The sequence below is a fragment of the Streptomyces sp. CoH27 genome (assembly GCF_020181035.1).
Lineage (GTDB): Bacteria > Actinomycetota > Actinomycetes > Streptomycetales > Streptomycetaceae > Streptomyces > Streptomyces camelliae.
The window spans coordinates 162,448-179,994 of the sequence record NZ_JAIQYY010000021.1 but is presented as its reverse complement, the minus strand read 5'-3'; the positions used below and the strand labels follow the sequence as shown (position 1 = coordinate 179,994).

Here is a 17,547-nt window from a genome sequence, read left to right as displayed (position 1 = left end):
CATCGCCGGGCCGCAAGTCGCCGGGACATTCACCCGAAGGAGTGCTGAGGTGACACTCGCCGCTGCCACCAACGAACATCTGGCGAGCATGAGCAACACGCTCATCTACTCGTCCATGGCCGTCTACACGCTGGCCTTCTTCGCGTACATCGCCGAGTGGCTGTTCGGCAGCCGCAGCAAGGTGGCCCGTACGGCCGACGCGCTCACGGCGGACACCCGGGCCGGCCAGGGCCCCGCGGTCACCGTCAAGCAGGCCGGCGGGACCGCCGTACTGGAGCGGCCGAAGGTCGTCGTCCGCGCGGCGGCCGGCGCCCGGGACGTGCCGGACGGCCCCGGCGCGCACGGCGGTGACGTCCAGGGCGACCTCTACGGCCGGATCGCGGTCTCCCTCACGGTCCTCGCGTTCGTCGTGGAGCTGGCCGGGGTGATCACCCGCGCGGCCTCCGTGCAGCGGGCGCCGTGGGGCAACATGTACGAGTTCAACATCACCTTCTCCACGGTCGCGGTCGCCGTCTACCTCGGGCTGCTGGCGCTGAAGAAGAACGTCCGCTGGATGGGTCTGTTCCTGACCACCACGGTCCTGCTGGACCTCGGCCTCGCGGTCACGGTCCTCTACACGGCGAGCGACCAGCTGGTCCCGGCCCTGCACTCGTACTGGCTGTACATCCACGTCTCGACGGCCATCTTCTGCGGCGCGGTCTTCTACGTCGGCGCGGTCGCCACGATCCTGTACCTGTTCAAGGACTCGTACGAGACCAAGCTCCAGACCGGCGGCAAGCCCGGCGCCTTCGCGACCTCGGTCCTGGAGCGGCTGCCCGCCTCGGCGACCCTGGACAAGTTCGCCTACAAGGTCAACGCGGCGGTCTTCCCGCTGTGGACGTTCACGATCATCGCGGGCGCGATCTGGGCGGGCGACGCCTGGGGCCGCTACTGGAACTGGGACCCGAAGGAGACCTGGTCCTTCATCACCTGGGTCGCCTACGCCGGCTATCTGCACGCCCGCGCGACGGCCGGCTGGAAGGGCCGCAAGGCCGCCTACCTGGCGATGATCGCCTTCGGCTGCTTCCTGTTCAACTACTACGGCGTCAACATCTTCGTCACGGGCAAGCACTCCTACGCGGGCGTGTGACCGCCGGGTCGGTGACACTGGTGTCATGAGCGGTTCCATCGCACAGGGCACCAGTCAGACCCACGGGAACACGCACATACTCCACTTCCTGGTGCGGCTCCCGAAGCCCATGGAAGGCGTCTGGCCGGCGGTGGCCACCCCTGAGGGACTCTCGGGGTGGTGCACCGCCGTCGAGTTTCTCCAGCCCCGCCTGGACGGGGCGGTCGCCCTGCGCGGGCTGGGTTCCGGGCGGGTGACCGCCTGGGACGTGGACCGGGTGGCCGAGTACAGCTTCGAGGGCGGCGGGCGGATCCGGTTCCATCTGGAGCGGGACGGGGCGGCGGCGAGCGTGCTGCGCTTCACCCGGGAGTTCCAGGGCGAGGAGGAGTCCGAGGCCCAGTGGCGCGTTCGCTTCGAACAGCTGATCGGAATGCTCGGCTCTGTCTAGGCCGGCGGCAGGCACTCCTTCGCCGGCGGCTTCCCCTCCGGCCAGGCGATCCGTACGAAGCGCGAGCCGCCCTGCGGGGTGAGCTCCACGATCGGTACGGCCTTGTCGTACGGGTTGCCGTGCACGTCCAGGCAGATCCAGCCGCTCGCCCCGTCGACCCGCAGCGGGCCCTTGACCTGCGGCCACTGCAGGCCCACGTCCGCCAGCGCGGGCACGCTCCGGCCGTCCGGCACCGCCTCGCGGATGCCGTGCACGGCGAGGCGCAGGGTGTCGTAGCCGATGATCAGCTGGCCGTCGTCCAGGGCGGCCGGGCCGATCGGGCCCACCGGCGCCCGCGTGGCGGACGTCAGCAAGGTGTGCAGCGTGGTGAAGTCGGCCGTCGAGCCGCCCGTCGCCGGCGCGTCCTTCACCCAGGCGTCCGGATGGGCGAGCGAGGTGTAGCGCACCGACAGGCTGTGCCGCAAGGCGTCGAGGTCCAGCGCCTTGTCATGGGTGAGATAGGACGCCTCGTCGCCGGTCAGCACAGTGAACTGCCGGTCCATGCAGCCGCGCTGGCCGAGCGCGTTGATGAACTGCCGCAGCTGGGTGTGCCGGCCCGCGAAGAGAATCGTGTCCGTCTGCCGGGAGGTGCCGCACAACAGGGTCGTGATCTGCCGGAACGTGTTCGGGGTCGTGCCCTCCTGGCTGCGGTCGGCGGGCGGGGTGAACGGCTGCGCCCCGTACGGCGAGCCCTTGATCAGCGCCTGGAACGAGTTCTCCAGCGTCTGGGTGTACGGGTCGCCCGGCTTGTCGTACACCAGCAGCGCCCGGCCCGCGCTCACCTTCGCGAAGGAGGCCAGCGCATGAGCCTCGTCGGTGTTGGTCGGCGCCACCCGGGCGAGGCCGGGGTAGGGATCCTTGCCGCTCTGCCCGTTGGCGAGGTCGTCGGCGGTGATGGAGGAGCCGATCACCGGGATGCCCCGCTGGGTCAGCCGCGCCACGGCCGCCTTGTTGGAATCGGTGCTCTGCCCGATGCCCGCGACCGCCCGCAACTGGTCCGCGCTCTTCGTCATCGCGGTCAGCTGGTCCACGGTGTACTGCCAGCGGTCGCCGCTCGTCCCCGGGCTGGCGAGCACCAGCCGGATCTGCGGGGTCTGCCCGTTGGCGTCGTGATTGGCCTGGTACTGCGCCAGATAGGCGCCCTGCAACTGATGCTGGATGTCGTTCACGCTCGTCGCGGAGGTCGAGGTGTACGGCAGCATCATCGCCACGGTCACATAACTGCCGGACTTCAGGCCGCTGTTCTCCCGCCAGATCGCCTGGACGACATCCCGCAGCGCGGACTGCCCGAAGTCGTACGGCCCCGTCGCCACCCCCACGCACTCGTCGCTGCCCTCCGGCCGGGACACCCCGGGCGCGCAGGAGCGGTCCTCGTGGGTGAGGGCGCGGACGCCGAACACCGCACCGGCCACCAGCGCCGCCGCGGCCAGCAGGGCCATATAGCGGCGCAGCGGGATCTCCCACACGCTCTCCCGCAACCAGCTCCCCACGCGCGCCATCACGCCTCCCCGCCGTCGTCGTCCGGCCCGTCCGCCGGGTCCTCCGGGCCGGTCATGGGCCGCCCGGCGAGTGCCGCCGCCGGCCAGTCCCGCGAGGCCCGCCACAGCATCGCGCCCGCCGCCGGCCGCAGATTGGACAGCTGCTCCAGCTCGAACCGCAGCCGGTCGGCGACCTGCGGATCGGGCAGCACCAGCGGATCCGCCAGCTGCCACACCGCGTGCAGCAACCGCCGTATCCGCAGGTGCAGTACGGCGTCCACACCCTCCGGCACCGCCTGCCCGGCGTCCGTGCGGCCGAGCGCCACCGCGGTCCGCCCGTCGCCGCGGCCGGTGAAGTCACGGCCCTCGGCGTCGTGCGCGTGGAAGTAGGGCGCGGAGGCGACGAAGCGCAGGGTGCGCAGCCAGGCGCCGGTGTCCGCCGTGGCGAAGGTGTCGCGCAGCTCGGCGACCGCGGACTCCGTGACGCCGAGGGCGAGTTCGTGGTGCAGCCGGTAGCGGGCGTGCTCCTGCCCGGTGTAGCGGGCGGCCAGCGTCTCGTGCGCGGTACGCCAGCTCGCGTGGGCGGCCCCTTCCGTGTCCAGCAGATGCAGCCGGAGCAGCAGCAGGGTCCGTACGAACCGGTCCCCGACGAACCGGCCCGGCACCTGAGGCACGCCCTCCGCGGCGAGCAGGGTCTGCAACTCCCGTACGCTCGCCGGGCCGAAGGTGTCCGGCAGCAGCGCGGACGCCAGCGCGCACGCCGAGTCGTGGTCGTGGGCGGCGGCCAGCACGGTCAGCTCCGTCAGCCGCTCGGGTGGCACCAGCCGGTCCAGCAGCGCCTCGTAGGCGGGCGCGGCGGGTTGGTCCTCGGCGGGCCGCACGGGCGCGGTGAGCAGCTCGCCCAGCGAGGACGCGCCGGGGAGGTTCTGCGCGGCCGACTCGGCGAGCAGCACGATGCCCAGCGGGTTTCCGCCGGTCAACCGGTGCACGGCGTGCGGGAGATGGGGCGGCACCGGCACGTCCGCGCAGACCGAGCCGACCAGGTGCAGGGTGTCGTCCGCGCTCAGCGGCGGCAGCGCGACCAGCAGGGCGTGCGAGGACCACGCCGCCGCGTCCGGCGTCCAGTCGGTGCGCCGGGCCACCTCCGCCAGCTCCCGCCGGGCCGCGCTGCGCAGCCCCTCGCCGCCCTCACCGCGCCGGGCCGCGACGAACGCCACCTGGTCGGCGATGCCATCGGCCCGGTCGCGCAGCACGGCGGACACGAGCCCCGGACCGGGCGCCGACTGGGCGTTGTCGAGCAGCACCAGCGGGCGGCCCAGGCGCTGCATCCTCGACATCACCCCGGTGTAGGCCTCCGTCAGGTCGGCCAGCAGCGCCCGCACCAGATACCGCTCGGCGTGCTCGCGGGCGGGGCCGCCCTCGTGGAAGTGCTGGGAGAGCAGGATCAGCCCGCGCTTCGCGTGCCCGCCCGCGTTCGGATACGTCCGATACCACACGGACGCCTTCTGGTGCCGCCGGCCGGCGAACCCCTCGGCGATCGCCTCCAGGGTCGCCTCGATCGCGCCCGACACCAGCGGGCCGGTGCCGGTGGCCGCGGCGACCACCTTGGCCGCGACCTTTCCGGCCCAGCGGCCGGCGAACCCGCCGAAGCGCGAGCCGCTCTCGTTCAGCAGCAGGATCCGCTCCACCTCGCGGCGGATCCGCTCCGAGTCGGCCTCGCCCCAGCCGCCGGCGGCCACCGCGACCAGGCCCGACATCAGCCGCGGGAAGGTGATCCGGCCGGCGCCGGTCACCGGCTCCGCGAGCTGCTCGGCGATCACCAGCAGCGCCTGCGCGAGCGGCGACCAGGACGCGGCGGGCCGCTCCGCGGGCGGCCGGGCGAACTGCTCCTGTGCGCAGTCGATCAACGCGACCGGGGTGTGCCCGGCGTAGGCCTCCCGGAACTCGCCGAGGACCGCGCTCTTGCCCAGCCCGCGCGCCCCGGTGAGCACCACGAACGGCGGCTCGCCGGGATGCTCCAGGGCGGTGGCGCGATGGTGATGGGGGCGCAGGCCGATGAGCCGCGGGGCCAGACCGGCCGGATCGACATCGAACAGCGCCCCGCGCCCGTGCAACCGTCTGCCCACCCGATCGCCCCCCTCAAACGATCGCCCCCTCAACAGCAGTGTAGGAAGGGGTAGTTGCTTCAGGCCAGCGCCAGTGGTGTCCGTTGGGTTACGAAATCCGGCGATGTCTGTTCCGGGTCAGGAGAGGCCGGTCAGGACGCGGCGGTGAGACCGCTGTGCTGGACCGAGGCGATGTGATCACGCAGCCGCTCCACGTACAGCCGCAGGTTCTTCGCCGCGACGTCCGTGTCCGGATAGCGGCTCGCCAGCCACAGCCCCTCGTACAGCCGGTTCACCCACACGCACACCTGGTCGCCGTACGACACCCGGATCAGCCCGTGCGCCCGCTGCTCGGCCCAGTGGCCGGCACCCGGGATGGACCGGGTGTCGCAGTAGGAGACGATCGAGTACAGGTCCGGCGAGGTCGGCCGGAAGTCCGCGCCGAGCAGGCTCAGCACCCGGGCCAGCGGCATCCGGGACAGCGGCCGGCTCGCGCGCAGCTCGTCCCGCACCGCCCGCATGGCCTCCCGCAGGCCCGTCGTACCGTCGACCGGGACCTCGATCGGGGCGCCCCCGACGTACCAGCCGACCGAGTCGCTCCACCGCGACTTCACCCGGGTGTGGAACGGCACCACCGTCCGGTACACCGGCTGCCCGCCCAGCTCGTGCACGATCAGCGCGGTCGCGGCCAGCAGGCCGACCTGGCTGCCGCCGTAAGGCCTGCAGTACGCCTCGAACGCCGCCGCCCCGTCCGCGTCGGCCAGCGCCTCGCACAGCATCCGCTGGCGCGGCAGCGGCCCGCCCGGCGCCAGCCCGAGGTCCACGGGGAAGCCCGGCAGCATTCCGTCGCAGCGCCGGATGAAGTCCCGCCAGCGCTCCACGATCGTGTGCCGGGCGTCGATGCCGTCCGCGTCCGCCCGCTCGATCTGGCAGAAGTCGACGTAACTGGCCACCGGTCCGGGCGAGTCGGGCGCGGCACCGGCCAGACCGGCCGCGTACAGCTCGTGCACCTCGGCGGCGATGCGGTGCAGGGAGTAGGCGTCGACGTTGCTGTGGTCGAAGGCCATGTACACGCTGACGCCGTCGTCCCGTACGACGGCGGTGTAGATGAGGTTGGGCCAGCGCAGCGCGTCCGCGACGGAGTCGAACCGCCCCTGGAGATGCCGGACGAGCTCGTCGGCGTCCGGGAAGTCACCGGCGTCCTCCCGGTGCAGGGACACATCGGCGGCGTCGAGGGTGAACCGGCGCAGCTCGTCCCCGGTGCCCCCGGCCCAGCGGAAGCCGCTGCGCAGCGTCTCGTGCCGGACCGTCCAGGCGCGCAGGGCCTCCTGGAGCACGTCGAGGTCGACCGGGCCCGGCAGGTCGAAGGCGGTGCCGAGCCAGGTCGGCACGAACAGCCCGTCCTCCCGGACGCGCCGGGCGGTCCGGATGTGCGACTCCTGGATGTAGGCGGGGGGCCTGGAGTCCTCCGGGAGCGCCGTCGCCGCCGCCACGGTCGCCGGGCTCAGCGTCCACTCGACGAGCCGTCCCGGCCGGACCTCGCAGCGCTGGATGTCAGTGATTCGCACGCGTCTCCCATCACAGAAGGGGGCCCCTGGATGCGGGCCCCCCTCAAGGCAATGCCGGGGGACGGGGCGGGGACATGCGTGTCCGGTCCATTTCAGCGGAACGGGTGGCGGGACGAACGCGGGATTGATTAACCGAGGGTGATCGAGGCCACACTGGCGGCATGGAGAAGGAACAGGTCAAGGAACAGGTCGAGGAACAGGCCCGTGTCTGGCTCGCCACCGCCGTCGCCGAGGCCCGTGCCGGGCTCGCGGAGGGCGGTATCCCGATCGGTGCGGCGCTCTACGGCCCCGACGGCACACTCCTCGGGCGCGGCCGCAACCGCCGGGTTCAGGACGGCGACCCGTCCCTGCACGCGGAGACGGCCGCGTTCCGCGCGGCGGGGCGGCGACGGACGTATCGCGGTACGACCATGGTGACCACCCTCTCGCCGTGCTGGTACTGCTCCGGTCTGGTCCGGCAGTTCGGCATCTCGCGGGTGGTGATCGGGGAGGCCACGACGTTCCACGGCGGCCACGACTGGCTCGCCGAGCACGGCGTGGAGATCGTCCTGCTGGACGACCCCGAGTGCGTGGAGCTGATGCGCACCTTCATCGAGGACAACCCGGCTCTGTGGAACGAGGACATCGGTGAGTGACTCGCGCATTCCGACCATCGATCTGGCGCCCTGGCGGGCCGGCGACGCCGAGGTGCGCGCCGGGCTCGCACGGACCGTCGACCGGGCGTTGCAGAGCGCCGGTTTCCTGCTGGTCACCGGGCACGGCGTGGACCCGGGGCTGCGCAGTCGCATCCGGGAGGTGGCCCGTCGCTTCTTCGTGCTGCCCGCCGAGGTGAAACAGGCCTACGAGGCGAAGGTCGGCGGACGCGGCTGGCTCGGGCCCGGCGCCGAGGCGAACGCGTACGCGGAGGGCACCGAGACCCCGCCCGACCTGAAGGAGTCGCTCACCTTCGCCACGCACGAGCCGTTCGACGACCCGGTCGTCAACGCCGAGTGGTACGCGCCCAACGTGTGGCCGGCGGAGACCCCCGAACTCAGGCCGCTGTGCGAGGAGTACCTCGCCCGGATGGCCGCGCTGGAGAAGGAACTGCTGACCCTGCTGGGGCACGCCCTCGGCCTGGCACCCGACTTCTTCAGCCGCCACATGGACCATCCCACCTACGGCTTCAACATCAACTGGTACCCGGGGACCGAGGTCGTCGGCGATCCGGAGCCGGGGCAGTTCCGGATCGGGCCGCACACCGACTTCGGCACCGTCACCATCCTCGACCGGCAGACGGGCAAGGGCGGATTGCAGGTCTACACCGACGAGGACGGCTGGCAGGACGCCCCCTGGGACCCGGCCGCCCTCACGATCAACATCGGTGACCTGATGGCCCGTTGGACCGGCGACCGCTGGCGCTCGGGCCGCCACCGCGTGCTCCCGCCGCCCGCCGACGCCCCTTCGGAGGAGCTGATGTCCCTCGTCTACTTCGGCGAGTGCACCCCGGGCACGAGGGTGGAGTCCGTACCGGCACCGGTCGGCCGGGTGGCGTATCCGCCGGTGGACTCGCATGCGTACCTGCGGGAGAAGCTGAACTCGATCACCGTGGGCTGAGCGCCGTGGTCCTTCCTCTGGTGGCGGCGGAGCAGGACGTTCGCGTGCCGAGCAGATCCATTGCGCTCGGTCGCTTGTGGCGCGCCCCCGTTCCGCCTGGTCGGCGTTCACCTCTTCTCTGCGCTGACCGACCTCCAGATCCTGTCCGGCAGGACCACCGCCGCCTCGTCGAGGTCGACGTCGTCGACGCCGGACAGCCAGCGGCGGGCCACCGCGATGACCGGGCCCAGGATCAGTGATTCGAGCAGCGGCGCCGGGAGCGGGACGAGTTCGCCGGCGTCGGCGTACCGCTGGGCCCACTGCGCCAGCGGCGACAGGCGGGCCTCCTGTGCGTCCCGCAGCCGCTTGCCGTCGGCCATGCCCTGACGGTCGGCGTAGGAGGAGTGCAGGAGCCGGGCGGCCTCCCGGTGCTCCTGTACGAAGCCCAGGTACGCGACGACCAGGGCGCGGATGCCCGTGTGGGCCGTACGCGTGTGCTCCAGGGCTTTGACCAACTCGCCCAGCAGCCGTTCCAGCCAGCGCATCACCAGCGCGTTCATCAGGCCGTCGATGCTGCCGAAGTGGTGGTAGAGGCTGCCGAGGCTCACCCCGCTCGCCTTGGTGACGGCGCCCACGGTCAGGCCCTGGTCGCCTGCCTCCGCGTACACGCGCAGGGCGGCGTCCAGGAGCGTCTCTACGGTCGCTTCACCGCGTTGTTGTTTCGGGCTCATGCTGGAATGCTTTTCTAGAAAGGTATTTTAGAACAGTGGTCTGCTGCACCAGGCTGGTGCACATCCTCACATCCGGGAGCCGCCCATGTCGTCACCCCAGTCCCCCGAGCAGAAGAGGCAGGGTGTCGCCTGTCTCGGTGTGTTCGGGGTCGTCGCCCTCGTGGTGATCATTCTCTTCGCGGTCAACCACAGTGGGAGCAGTGGAAGTTCGGCCGACGGTGCCGACGCCTCACCGTCGATCTCGTACTCGGGGACGTACGAGCCGATGACCAGTGACCCGTACACGAGCGAGCCGACCAGTGACCCCTACGGCTCCGCCGCCCCGTACAGCAGCCCGACCCCGGAGCCCAGCCCGTACACCTCCGGCACCTGTCTCAACGGCACCCTGCCGGACTCCACCACCGCCCAGTCCGTCAGCGGCGTGGAGGAGGTCTCCTGCTCCGCCGCCGACGCGCACTACAAGGTCATCGAGACCATCCCGCTGACCACCGACCTGAGCCGCTGCAACAGCAACTCGCAGACGCAGTACGCCTTCTCGTACCGCTACACGATCAACGGCGCGACGGTGAACTCGTACGTCTACTGCCTGGTGGGCCTCGGGTCCTACGCGCGCTGACCGGTAGGTTGCGCACAGCCAACTGATCAACAGGGGGAACGAGTTGAACGGGGAACACTGCGGAGTCGAGCCGCTCCAGGACGACGATCCGCGGCGGATCGGGCCGATCCCGCTGGTCGGACGCCTCGGCTCCGGCGGCATGGGGCGGGTCTACCTCGGTGTGCACCAGGGGCGGTACGCCGCCGTCAAGCAGGTCCTGCCGTCCGTCGTCGGCGAGGACAAGGACTTCGTCCGCCGCTTCGGACACGAACTGGACAACCTCTCCCGGCTGCCCGCCGGTGCCACCGCACCGCTGCTCGCCGGCGACCGGGACGCCCTGCCGCCGTGGTTCGCCACCGCGTACGTACCCGGGCTGACCCTGCGCGAGGCCGTTGAGGCGCACGGCGGACCACTTCCGGCCGAGTCCCTCTGGCTGCTGCTGCACCGCGCGGCGACCGGCCTGGCGGCGGTGCACGCGCTGGACATGGTGCACCGGGACGTCAAGCCGTCCAACGTCATGCTGACCCTTGACGGCGTCACCCTCATCGACTTCGGCGTCGCCCGCGCCGCCGAGCAGTCCCAGCTGACCCGGACCGGCATGGTCGTCGGCACCCCCGCCTACATGTCGCCCGAACAAGCCTCCGGCGCACGGCGGCTGACCGGCGCCGTCGACATCTTCGCGCTCGGGTCCGTGATGGCGTACGCGGGTTCCGGCCGCCCGCCGTTCGGCGACGAGTCCGGGCACGCGGTGCTGTACCGGATCGTGCACGAGCAGCCCGACCTGGACGAACTGCACGCGTCGGACCGGGAATTGGCCGCGATCGTCGCCTCCTGCCTGGACAAGGACCCCGAGGGCCGTCCGACCGCCGCGGAGCTGGCCGAGCTGACCGCCGCCCACGTTCCCACCGACTCCGGCTCCCCGCTCTGGCCGGCCGGCGTCACCGAACACCTCACCGCTCGGGCGGAGTTCGCGGTGGAGGTGCCGGAGGCGGGGGAGGCGGAGGAGACTTCGGAGCCCACCCGCGCCGCGGAGGAGCCCGAGGTCGTGGTCCGGCCGGAGGCACGGCAGCGGCCCGAGCGGGAGCGGGAGCGGGACCGGCGGCGCAAGCGCGTGATCCTGGCCGTCGTACCGATCGTCGTCGGCGCCGGTGTGGCGACCCTTGCCTTCCAGCTGGCCCCGTTCACCACCGACGCCCACGGCAACGGCGCCGCAGGCACGCCCGGCACCTCCGTCTCCGCGTCGGTCGCCCCGGGCCCCGGCGCCTCTTCGGCGAGCCCCTCGGGGTCGGCGAAGCCGAGCACGAAGGCCTCCGCCTCCCCGGTGAGCGACAAGAAGAAGGACGACAAGGGCGGCAAGGACGACCGCAAGACGGGCCAGGACCAGAAGGGGACGGGCGGGTCCGGCTCGGACGGAGCGTCCGGCACCGGGCCGGGGTCGGGCACCTCGGGTACCTCGGGCGGTTCGGGAGGTTCGAGTACCTCGGGAGGCGTCGGCTCCTCCGGAGGATCCGGCTCCTCCGGAGGAGCCGGCAGCTCGGGTGGCACAGGCGGATCCACCGGGGGAAGTGGCGGCACCGGCTCCTTCCACCTCCAGAACACCGAGAACGGCAAGTGCCTGACCCAGGTCTACGGCTCCACCGGCCTCGGCTCCTGCACGGACTCCACCGCCCGCTGGACCTTCCGCAGCGCGGCCGGCGGCAGTGTCAAGGTCGTCAACGTCTCCACCGGTGCCTGTCTGAGCGCCAACGGAACCAACCAGGCCGTCTTCGTCGGCGACTGCTCGCAGGGCGGCAGCAATCTGCGCTGGACGACAGGCTCCGGCAACCACCTGGCCATGGTCATGGACGGCGGCTGCCTCGACCTCGCCTTCGGCGGCGGGGTGAACGAGCAGACGTGCCAGTCGGGGGCGTCCTCGCAGAGCTGGGCGAGGACGTGATCCCCGACGCCGTGACGGCCACTACCCGCTGATCATCCCGATGATCGCGCGCACCGCCTCGGCCACCGGCTGGCCGACCGCGCCGACGGTGCTCGCGATCCCGGCGATCGCCATGAGCGCGCCGCGCCGCGCTTGCGCGGGCACGGCGGCGTCGGGGGCGAGGGCGGGCAGGGAGTCGTCCAGCAGCTGGGCGTCGGCCGCCGGCACCTGGGCGCGCAACTCGGCGATGAGCCGGTGCAGCTCGGCGAAGGCCGCCACCAGCGCCGGGTCCTGCCCGGCGTCGGCGGCACCGTAGTTCCTGACGATGCCCTGGTTGCCCTGGCCGCCGTACATGTTCACGTTGTCGCCGTAGTAGTAGTTGCTCATGCGCCGATCCCCACGTTTCCACTGCCGCCGTACATGTTGACGTTGTCGCCGAAGTAGTAGTTCCTGGGCGAGAAGTGCAGGCTCTCGACCAGCACCTTGAACTCGGTGTCCGGGTGATCGATGGCGTAGGAGATCTGGCCGACGAGCTGGTCCAGGTACTGCGGGTCCCGACTGGTCACCAGGGCGGTGGACGCGCCCGAGGTCTCGACCGCGAGGACGTAGTGGTTGGGGGCGAACAGCACCGAGCACAGGTCGACGATGAAGAAGATCTCGGCGGCGATGCCGACGAGCCAGATGAACCCGATGTAGCCGCCGCCGCTGTGCCCGCCGCTCAGTGCGAGGACGGGCAGGCCCGGCAGCATGACGACGAACCCGGTGACCAGCACCCCGGCCGTGTACCGCAGGAACCGCATCACGGCCTCTCTGCGCTTGGGACGCATGAGGAAGGTGTAGACGCGGGCGATGTTGTGCAGCGGATACACCGCCGCGCCGATCCACAGGATCCGCTTGCTGACCCGCAGCTCGACGCTGACGGGGGCCGGCTGCCGGGGCGGTGCGGGCACGTCCGGCATGTACGGCGCCTGGGCCGGTGGTGCGGTGGGCGGCGCAGGGGGCGGCGGGGCGGTCGGCGCGGCCGGTGGATCCTGCGCCGGGGGCCCCGGTGGCTGGCCGTTTTGCATGGGTCTTCGTCCCCCAGAGGTCGATCGATGGCTCGTAGCTCAGTAATGACCATTAACAACAGGTCGGTTCGGGGGTTGCAAGTCGTTACGAACAGCGAAGTGCGCTCCTGCCGAGTGAAATTGATGGAGAGTCATCTCCACATTCCATTCGTCCGGCGTTGGCGGGGCGTTCGACCCGGGATCGTCCGGCGAGCGGACGATCCTGTCCCGGCTGACGCAGGAGACACGGGTGGACACAGACAGAGCCGAGACCGGAAGACCGCGTTCGACCAGCGAGCCCCGGCTGCGGGTCGGGGCGCCCGCGGTCGCGCCCTCGCCGGGCTCCGCGGTGCGCCGCTGGATCCCGCGCGCCGTTGCCGCCGTCACCGCCCTGTGCGCGATCGTCGTCCTGGCCCAGGGCCATGTCGGCCTGCCCTTCACCCACATCGTCACGATCGAGGCGAAGATGGCCTCGAAGGCCGACTACTTCGAGGATCCCGAGGTCCAGCGGCTGCTCGTCCGGCACGGCTTCCGCGTGCACATCACCCGCATGGGCTCACGGGGGATCGCCGCGCAGAGCTACGACGGCTACGACGTCGTGTTCCCCTCCGGGCAGCCCGCGGCCGACCTGATCACCAGGAAGCGCGCGGCCGAGGGCCACCCGGCGACGACGTACCGCCCGTTCGTCAGCCCGATCGTGCTCGGCACCTACCGCGAGTACGCCGAGACGCTCCAGGACGCCGGGATCGCGACCCCGTTACCGGGGGTGCCCGCCGGGCAGAAGCCGCTCTACTACTCCCTGGACATGCAGAAGTTCCTGCAGGCGAGCGCCGACGGCCGCCGCTGGGACAGGCTCGGCATCGACCGGCACGGCATCCACAACGGCAACAAGGTGCTCGCCCAGACCTCCGACATCTGCGAGGCCAACTCCGCCGGCACCTATCTGGGCCTCGTCTCCTACGTGTGGAACCACGACAACATCCCGCAGAGTCCGGCCGAGGCGGCACAGTTCGCCGATCGGATAAGGCTCCTCCTCAACGACCAGGGCATGCCGTCCTCCGAGAAGAACGAGACCTATGTCTCCGCCGAGGGCAAGAGCATCGCGCCGATCGCGGTGATCTACGAGCACCAGTTCCTGGCCCACCAGATCGACACCCAGGCCGACACCGGGCACCTCGACGACGAGCGCGTGCTGCTCTACCCGTCCGTGCGGTTCGTCACCGAGCCGCAGCTCATCGCGCTGACCCCGGCCGGCGACCGGCTCGGCGACCTGATCAGCACGGACCCGGCGCTGCAGCAGCGGGCGATGGAGCTGGGCTTCCGGGTCCGGGACGCCGAGGGCGCCTCCGCCACCAGCGACGCGCTGACCCGGTTCCTCACCGACCACCACATCCAGGCGCCCGTCCTGTCGGACGACGACACCAAGGCGGTGCTGCCCCGGCTCGATCTGCTGGAGAAGATGATCGAGACCGTCGGCGACTGCGCCCCCGTGGCCCAGTCGGCGACGTCCGGCGGGGAGGCACCATGAGGGCCCGCGGGCTGCGGGCCGCCCTGTGCCTGGTCCTGCTCGCCGCGCTCGGCGGACTCGTCTCCTGCTCCGGCGGGGGCGGCGGCCCGGACACCACCCTGCACGTCCTGGCCAGCGACGAACTCACCGACATGGAGCCCCTGCTGGACCGGCTCCGGCAGGACACCGGCGTCCGCCTCGACATGGACTACCGGCCGACCAACGACGCCGGCGACACCCTGCTGACCGGCCGCCACTCCTACGACCTGGCCTGGCTCTCCTCCGACCGCTACTTCCGCCTGAAGGCCAAGCAGGCCGCCACCGGGACCCACCCGGCCACCCTCGTGCAGAGCACGTCGACGATGCGTTCCCCGGTCGTCATCGGCCTCACCCGGGACGTGGCCCGGACCCTGCGCGCCGAGGCGCCCGGCGGACGCCTGTCCTGGGCGGACCTCGCCGACGCCGCCGCCACCGGCACCGTACGCTTCGGCATGGCCGACCCCCGGCACAGCAACAGCGGGCTCGCCGCACTGGTCGGCGTCGCCACCGCCGCGGCCGGCACGGGCAGCGCACTGCGCCCGGCGGACGTCAGCTGCGACCGGCTGCGCGGCTTCCGCTCCGGGCAGACCCTCACCGCCGAGAGCTCCCACGCCCTGCTGGACGACTTCGCGAGCCACCCGGGCCGTACCAACGCCCTGATCACCTACGAGTCCGAACTGCTCACCCTGAATGCCTCGGGCCGGCTGAAGCAGCCCCTGGAGATCGTCCACCCGGCCGACGGCATGGTGCTGTCCGACTATCCGCTGCTCCTGCTCGACCAGCGCCGCCGGGACGCCTACGACCGCGTGGTGACATGGCTGACCGCCGCCGGCCACCAGCGGGAGATCATGCGGCGGACGCTGCGCCGCCCGGTCAGCACCTCCGTCACCCGCGACCCCCGGCTCACCGCCCCCCTGGACAACGCCCTGTACTTCCCGGACGACCCGGCCGTCCTCGACCGGCTGCTCGCCGACTACGGCGACCCCCGGCGGCGCGTCGCCGACCAGGTGATCTTCCTGCTGGACTCCTCCACGTCCATGCGCGGCTCCCGTACGACCGCCCTGCGGACCGCGTTCGCGGGGCTCAGCGGGGCGGACTCCTCCGCCACCGGCAAGTTCGTCCGCTTCTACCAGGGCGAGCGGCTGACCGTGATCCGCTTCGGCGGACGCCCGCTGGACGAGCGCACGGTCACCGTGCGCGGCGCCGCCGACCTCACGTCCCTCACGGACTTCGTCGCCGACGGCGGCTACGACGGCGCCACCGCCGTCTGGTCCGCCCTGGACCAGGGATACGCCACCGCCGGGAAGGCCCTGCGCGACGACCCGGGACGCGCGGTGTCCATCGTGCTGATGACCGACGGCGAGAACAATGCGGGCATCGACCGCGCGACCTTCGTCAGCCGCTACCGGGCCCGGCCCGCCGACGTCCGCGCCGTGGCCACGTACCCCGTCCACTTCGGCGACTCCGACGCGGCCGAACTGCGCCAGGTCGCCTCGGTGACCGGCGGCCGCATGGTCGACGCCCGCGCACAGTCCCTGTCCACCGCGTTCAAGGAGATCCGTGGCTGTTCTTGACGGCACCTGGTGGAGCGCCTGGTGGGGCGCGATGGTCTGGTGGCTGGTGGCCTTCGCCGGCCTGCTCGTGCTGGGCGTGCTCGTCGTACGGCGGGCCCTCACGCGGCTCAGGAAGGCACCCGAGGATCCTCACTACCTTCCGCTGTACCTGGACAACGACGCGGTCCTGGACGTGTTCAAGCTGGGCAACTACCGGTCGGCGCTGCGCAGGGAGGTCGAGGTACGGAACGTGCGCAACACCGGGTGTCTGGCGTCGATCCCGCTGCTGTCGCTGATGTTCCAGCTCACCGGGGACAGAACCACCGAGATCGTCGCCAAGTACGTCGAGGAGAGCGAGCCGATCTCGGTGATCGGCCTGCTGCTGTCCGTCCTGCGGCGGGGGGACGGGCTCGTCCGGGTGCGGCTGCGGCGGGACGAGCCCGGCACGGTCACGCCGAACCGCGCCCTTCTCGGGAGCTGGAGCGGGGGCGGGAGCGGGGGTGCCGGGACCGGGGTCGCCGGTGAGGTGGTCCTCAGCGAGATCGGTGAGTTCGTCATGGTCACCGGCCGGTTCGAGGCCCAGGACTCGCTGGGCGACACGCTGGTGATGCGGGCCCCCTACGGCGACGGCGCGCACTCCGCGCACCTGCGGGTCGTCCTGCGCGTCGACGGGCTGCGCTCTCCGGGGCGGCAGTTGCCGGAGGGCCAGTTCCAGGCCCACTGCCTGGGCAAGGTGACGACGTGGCGCCCCGACACCCGCGAGGTCGTGCTCCAGTACCCCGTGGCCGTCTTCCAGTGAACTCCGGCCGGGGTTCAGCCCTTCTCCGGGTCGTCCCTGTTCAATGACTTGAGGAACTCGGGGTTGTCGTCGGGCGCGACCCACTGTCCGGGTACGGCGCCGCCCGCCGGGGCCGGCTGCCGGACCTTGCCGGTGATCAGCCAGGCCACCGGTCCGACCAGTACCTCGCCGAAGAGCAGGATGACGATCACCCACACCACCTTCGGCAGATGGCGCACCTCTGCCTCGGGGGTGTTCAGACAGTCCACGAAGGCGTAGATCCACAGCGCCAGGACCAGCAGGAACGGCAGATATCTGAGCATGCTCGCACGAACTCCCCACACGTGACCCGGTCCCGGTGACCGGGCCAGGGTAGCCGGTGACCGCGGGGGAGTGAACATGATCACTGCGGCGGCCGCGCCGGGCTCTTGACATGTCGCCAGAAACCCCGGTGCGGCGCGCCCTTGAGGCGGTATATGCCTGTTTGGCCGGCACCCCGAGAGACTCTCGCAGCTGGACCGGGGTTCCCTCCGCGTCTACGACCGGACCCTCGGCAGATTCCTCTCCGCCGACCCGGTCCACGGCGGCAGCTGCAACGCGTACGACTACGTGTGCGGTGACCCCGTCAACGCCCTCGACCTCGGCGGCACCAGCCTCAAGTACCGCGACCAGCACCAGTGCACGAAGTACACGTGCATCGGAATCCGCCGCACCTGCGAGACCGGTCTCGCCGTCGAAGAGGCGCTCTGCTTCTCCCCGCCGGACGACCGTGAGCCGACCGGGCTGACACAGGTGGGCGACAGCGTGATCCGCGCGATCCGCGAGCCGGACGTCGCCGTGGAGACCGCCGAGGCGGTGCAGGACTACGTCATGGCCCGCTACCGGACGGTGTGGCCCGTGTGCCCGGTCCACCGGATCGGATTCCACCCCGTGTCCGCCGATGACGCACCGGCATGGGAGTGCTCGGCCGGCGAACACCGTGTGCCGATGCTCGACAGCAGGTGAGCGGCCGGGCCCCGGCCAGGCAGGGGTGGGCGCATGGACAAAGGGGTACGTCGGCGATAC

The 17,547-nt window shown here is 71.6% G+C and carries 17 protein-coding genes and 1 pseudogene; 11 read left to right on the top strand and 7 right to left on the bottom strand.

The window, feature by feature from the left end; all coding sequences use genetic code 11:
- Positions 1–49: 49 nt before the first annotated feature.
- Entirely contained in the window at positions 50–1,129 is a 1,080-nt protein-coding gene (ccsB, locus tag LE548_RS32330; RefSeq protein WP_225100561.1) for a c-type cytochrome biogenesis protein CcsB, read from the top strand.
- A 25-nt stretch (positions 1,130–1,154) separates the two neighbouring features.
- On the top strand, positions 1,155–1,556 hold the full coding sequence (locus LE548_RS32325) for a hypothetical protein (RefSeq protein ID WP_225100560.1): 402 nt from the start codon (positions 1,155–1,157) through the stop codon (positions 1,554–1,556).
- On the opposite strand, the gene LE548_RS32320 is transcribed toward LE548_RS32325, so the two are convergent.
- From LE548_RS32320 to LE548_RS32310, 3 genes are all read right to left on the bottom strand, one after another.
- Complete coding sequence (locus tag LE548_RS32320; RefSeq protein WP_225100559.1) at positions 1,553–3,094, bottom strand: ABC transporter substrate-binding protein; 1,542 nt, start codon at positions 3,092–3,094, stop codon at positions 1,553–1,555. The two genes, LE548_RS32325 and LE548_RS32320, sit on opposite strands and share 4 nt — an antisense overlap.
- A complete protein-coding gene (locus LE548_RS32315) occupies positions 3,094–5,199 on the bottom strand; it encodes an ATP-binding protein (protein ID WP_225100558.1) in 2,106 nt (701 codons plus the stop codon). The genes LE548_RS32320 and LE548_RS32315 overlap by 1 nt, the downstream gene beginning before the upstream one ends.
- A gap of 131 nt (positions 5,200–5,330) precedes the next feature.
- A complete protein-coding gene (locus tag LE548_RS32310) occupies positions 5,331–6,746 on the bottom strand; it encodes a condensation domain-containing protein (RefSeq protein WP_225100557.1) in 1,416 nt (471 codons plus the stop codon).
- Between the two features lie 161 nt (positions 6,747–6,907).
- Here LE548_RS32310 and LE548_RS32305 point away from each other — a divergent pair, with 161 nt between their 5' ends.
- Both LE548_RS32305 and LE548_RS32300 read left to right on the top strand, forming a co-directional pair.
- On the top strand, positions 6,908–7,381 hold the full coding sequence (locus LE548_RS32305) for a nucleoside deaminase (protein ID WP_225100556.1): 474 nt from the start codon (positions 6,908–6,910) through the stop codon (positions 7,379–7,381).
- Positions 7,374–8,339 carry an isopenicillin N synthase family oxygenase gene (locus tag LE548_RS32300; protein ID WP_225100555.1) on the top strand — a complete coding sequence of 322 codons (966 nt, stop codon included), beginning with the start codon at positions 7,374–7,376 and terminating at the stop codon, positions 8,337–8,339. Before LE548_RS32305 ends, LE548_RS32300 begins: the two co-directional genes overlap by 8 nt.
- A gap of 107 nt (positions 8,340–8,446) precedes the next feature.
- On the opposite strand, the gene LE548_RS32295 is transcribed toward LE548_RS32300, so the two are convergent.
- A complete protein-coding gene (locus LE548_RS32295) occupies positions 8,447–9,049 on the bottom strand; it encodes a TetR/AcrR family transcriptional regulator (RefSeq protein ID WP_225100554.1) in 603 nt (200 codons plus the stop codon).
- Positions 9,050–9,134: 85 nt separating this feature from the next.
- Here LE548_RS32295 and LE548_RS32290 point away from each other — a divergent pair, with 85 nt between their 5' ends.
- Entirely contained in the window at positions 9,135–9,665 is a 531-nt protein-coding gene (locus LE548_RS32290) for a hypothetical protein (protein ID WP_225100553.1), read from the top strand.
- 43 nt (positions 9,666–9,708) lie between these two features.
- Entirely contained in the window at positions 9,709–11,580 is a 1,872-nt protein-coding gene (locus LE548_RS32285) for a serine/threonine protein kinase (protein WP_225100552.1), read from the top strand.
- A gap of 21 nt (positions 11,581–11,601) precedes the next feature.
- Here LE548_RS32285 and LE548_RS32280 read toward each other — a convergent pair whose 3' ends face one another.
- Together LE548_RS32280 and LE548_RS32275 are read right to left on the bottom strand one after the other, a co-directional pair.
- Entirely contained in the window at positions 11,602–11,946 is a 345-nt protein-coding gene (locus LE548_RS32280) for a hypothetical protein (protein WP_225100551.1), read from the bottom strand.
- Positions 11,943–12,518, bottom strand: coding sequence for a DUF6232 family protein (locus LE548_RS32275; protein WP_225100550.1), 576 nt, complete (start codon positions 12,516–12,518; stop codon positions 11,943–11,945). The genes LE548_RS32280 and LE548_RS32275 overlap by 4 nt, the downstream gene beginning before the upstream one ends.
- Before the next feature lie 337 nt (positions 12,519–12,855).
- Here LE548_RS32275 and LE548_RS32270 point away from each other — a divergent pair, with 337 nt between their 5' ends.
- From LE548_RS32270 to LE548_RS32260, 3 genes are read left to right on the top strand one after another with little or no spacing between them, the layout of a single operon-like run.
- Positions 12,856–14,133 carry a hypothetical protein gene (locus LE548_RS32270; RefSeq protein WP_225100549.1) on the top strand — a complete coding sequence of 426 codons (1,278 nt, stop codon included), beginning with the start codon at positions 12,856–12,858 and terminating at the stop codon, positions 14,131–14,133.
- On the top strand, positions 14,130–15,725 hold the full coding sequence (locus LE548_RS32265; RefSeq protein ID WP_225100548.1) for a VWA domain-containing protein: 1,596 nt from the start codon (positions 14,130–14,132) through the stop codon (positions 15,723–15,725). Before LE548_RS32270 ends, LE548_RS32265 begins: the two co-directional genes overlap by 4 nt.
- Positions 15,712–16,503: a hypothetical protein gene (locus LE548_RS32260; RefSeq protein ID WP_225100547.1), complete on the top strand. Its 792-nt coding sequence runs from the start codon at positions 15,712–15,714 to the stop codon at positions 16,501–16,503. Before LE548_RS32265 ends, LE548_RS32260 begins: the two co-directional genes overlap by 14 nt.
- A gap of 14 nt (positions 16,504–16,517) precedes the next feature.
- Here the strand turns inward: LE548_RS32260 and LE548_RS32255 are convergent, their stop codons facing one another.
- Positions 16,518–16,805 carry a PLD nuclease N-terminal domain-containing protein gene (locus tag LE548_RS32255; RefSeq protein WP_225100546.1) on the bottom strand — a complete coding sequence of 96 codons (288 nt, stop codon included), beginning with the start codon at positions 16,803–16,805 and terminating at the stop codon, positions 16,518–16,520.
- 151 nt (positions 16,806–16,956) lie between these two features.
- Here LE548_RS32255 and LE548_RS46640 point away from each other — a divergent pair.
- Together LE548_RS46640 and LE548_RS32250 are read left to right on the top strand one after the other, a co-directional pair.
- Positions 16,957–17,070 (top strand): annotated as a pseudogene (locus tag LE548_RS46640) (hypothetical protein); the annotation flags it as partial.
- Positions 17,071–17,091: 21 nt separating this feature from the next.
- Positions 17,092–17,487, top strand: coding sequence for a hypothetical protein (locus LE548_RS32250; RefSeq protein WP_374116197.1), 396 nt, complete (start codon positions 17,092–17,094; stop codon positions 17,485–17,487).
- Positions 17,488–17,547: the final 60 nt, after the last annotated feature.

Coding starts and splice junctions, on each gene's coding strand:
- LE548_RS32325 (WP_225100560.1), top strand. CDS start 1,155: ATGAGCGGTTCCATCGCACAGGGCACCAGTCAGACCCACGGGAACACG.
- LE548_RS32320 (WP_225100559.1), bottom strand. CDS start 3,094: ATGGCGCGCGTGGGGAGCTGGTTGCGGGAGAGCGTGTGGGAGATCCCG.
- LE548_RS32305 (WP_225100556.1), top strand. CDS start 6,908: ATGGAGAAGGAACAGGTCAAGGAACAGGTCGAGGAACAGGCCCGTGTC.
- LE548_RS32295 (WP_225100554.1), bottom strand. CDS start 9,049: ATGAGCCCGAAACAACAACGCGGTGAAGCGACCGTAGAGACGCTCCTG.
- LE548_RS32290 (WP_225100553.1), top strand. CDS start 9,135: ATGTCGTCACCCCAGTCCCCCGAGCAGAAGAGGCAGGGTGTCGCCTGT.
- LE548_RS32280 (WP_225100551.1), bottom strand. CDS start 11,946: ATGAGCAACTACTACTACGGCGACAACGTGAACATGTACGGCGGCCAG.
- LE548_RS32275 (WP_225100550.1), bottom strand. CDS start 12,518: ATGCCGGACGTGCCCGCACCGCCCCGGCAGCCGGCCCCCGTCAGCGTC.
- LE548_RS32265 (WP_225100548.1), top strand. CDS start 14,130: ATGAGGGCCCGCGGGCTGCGGGCCGCCCTGTGCCTGGTCCTGCTCGCC.
- LE548_RS32255 (WP_225100546.1), bottom strand. CDS start 16,805: ATGCTCAGATATCTGCCGTTCCTGCTGGTCCTGGCGCTGTGGATCTAC.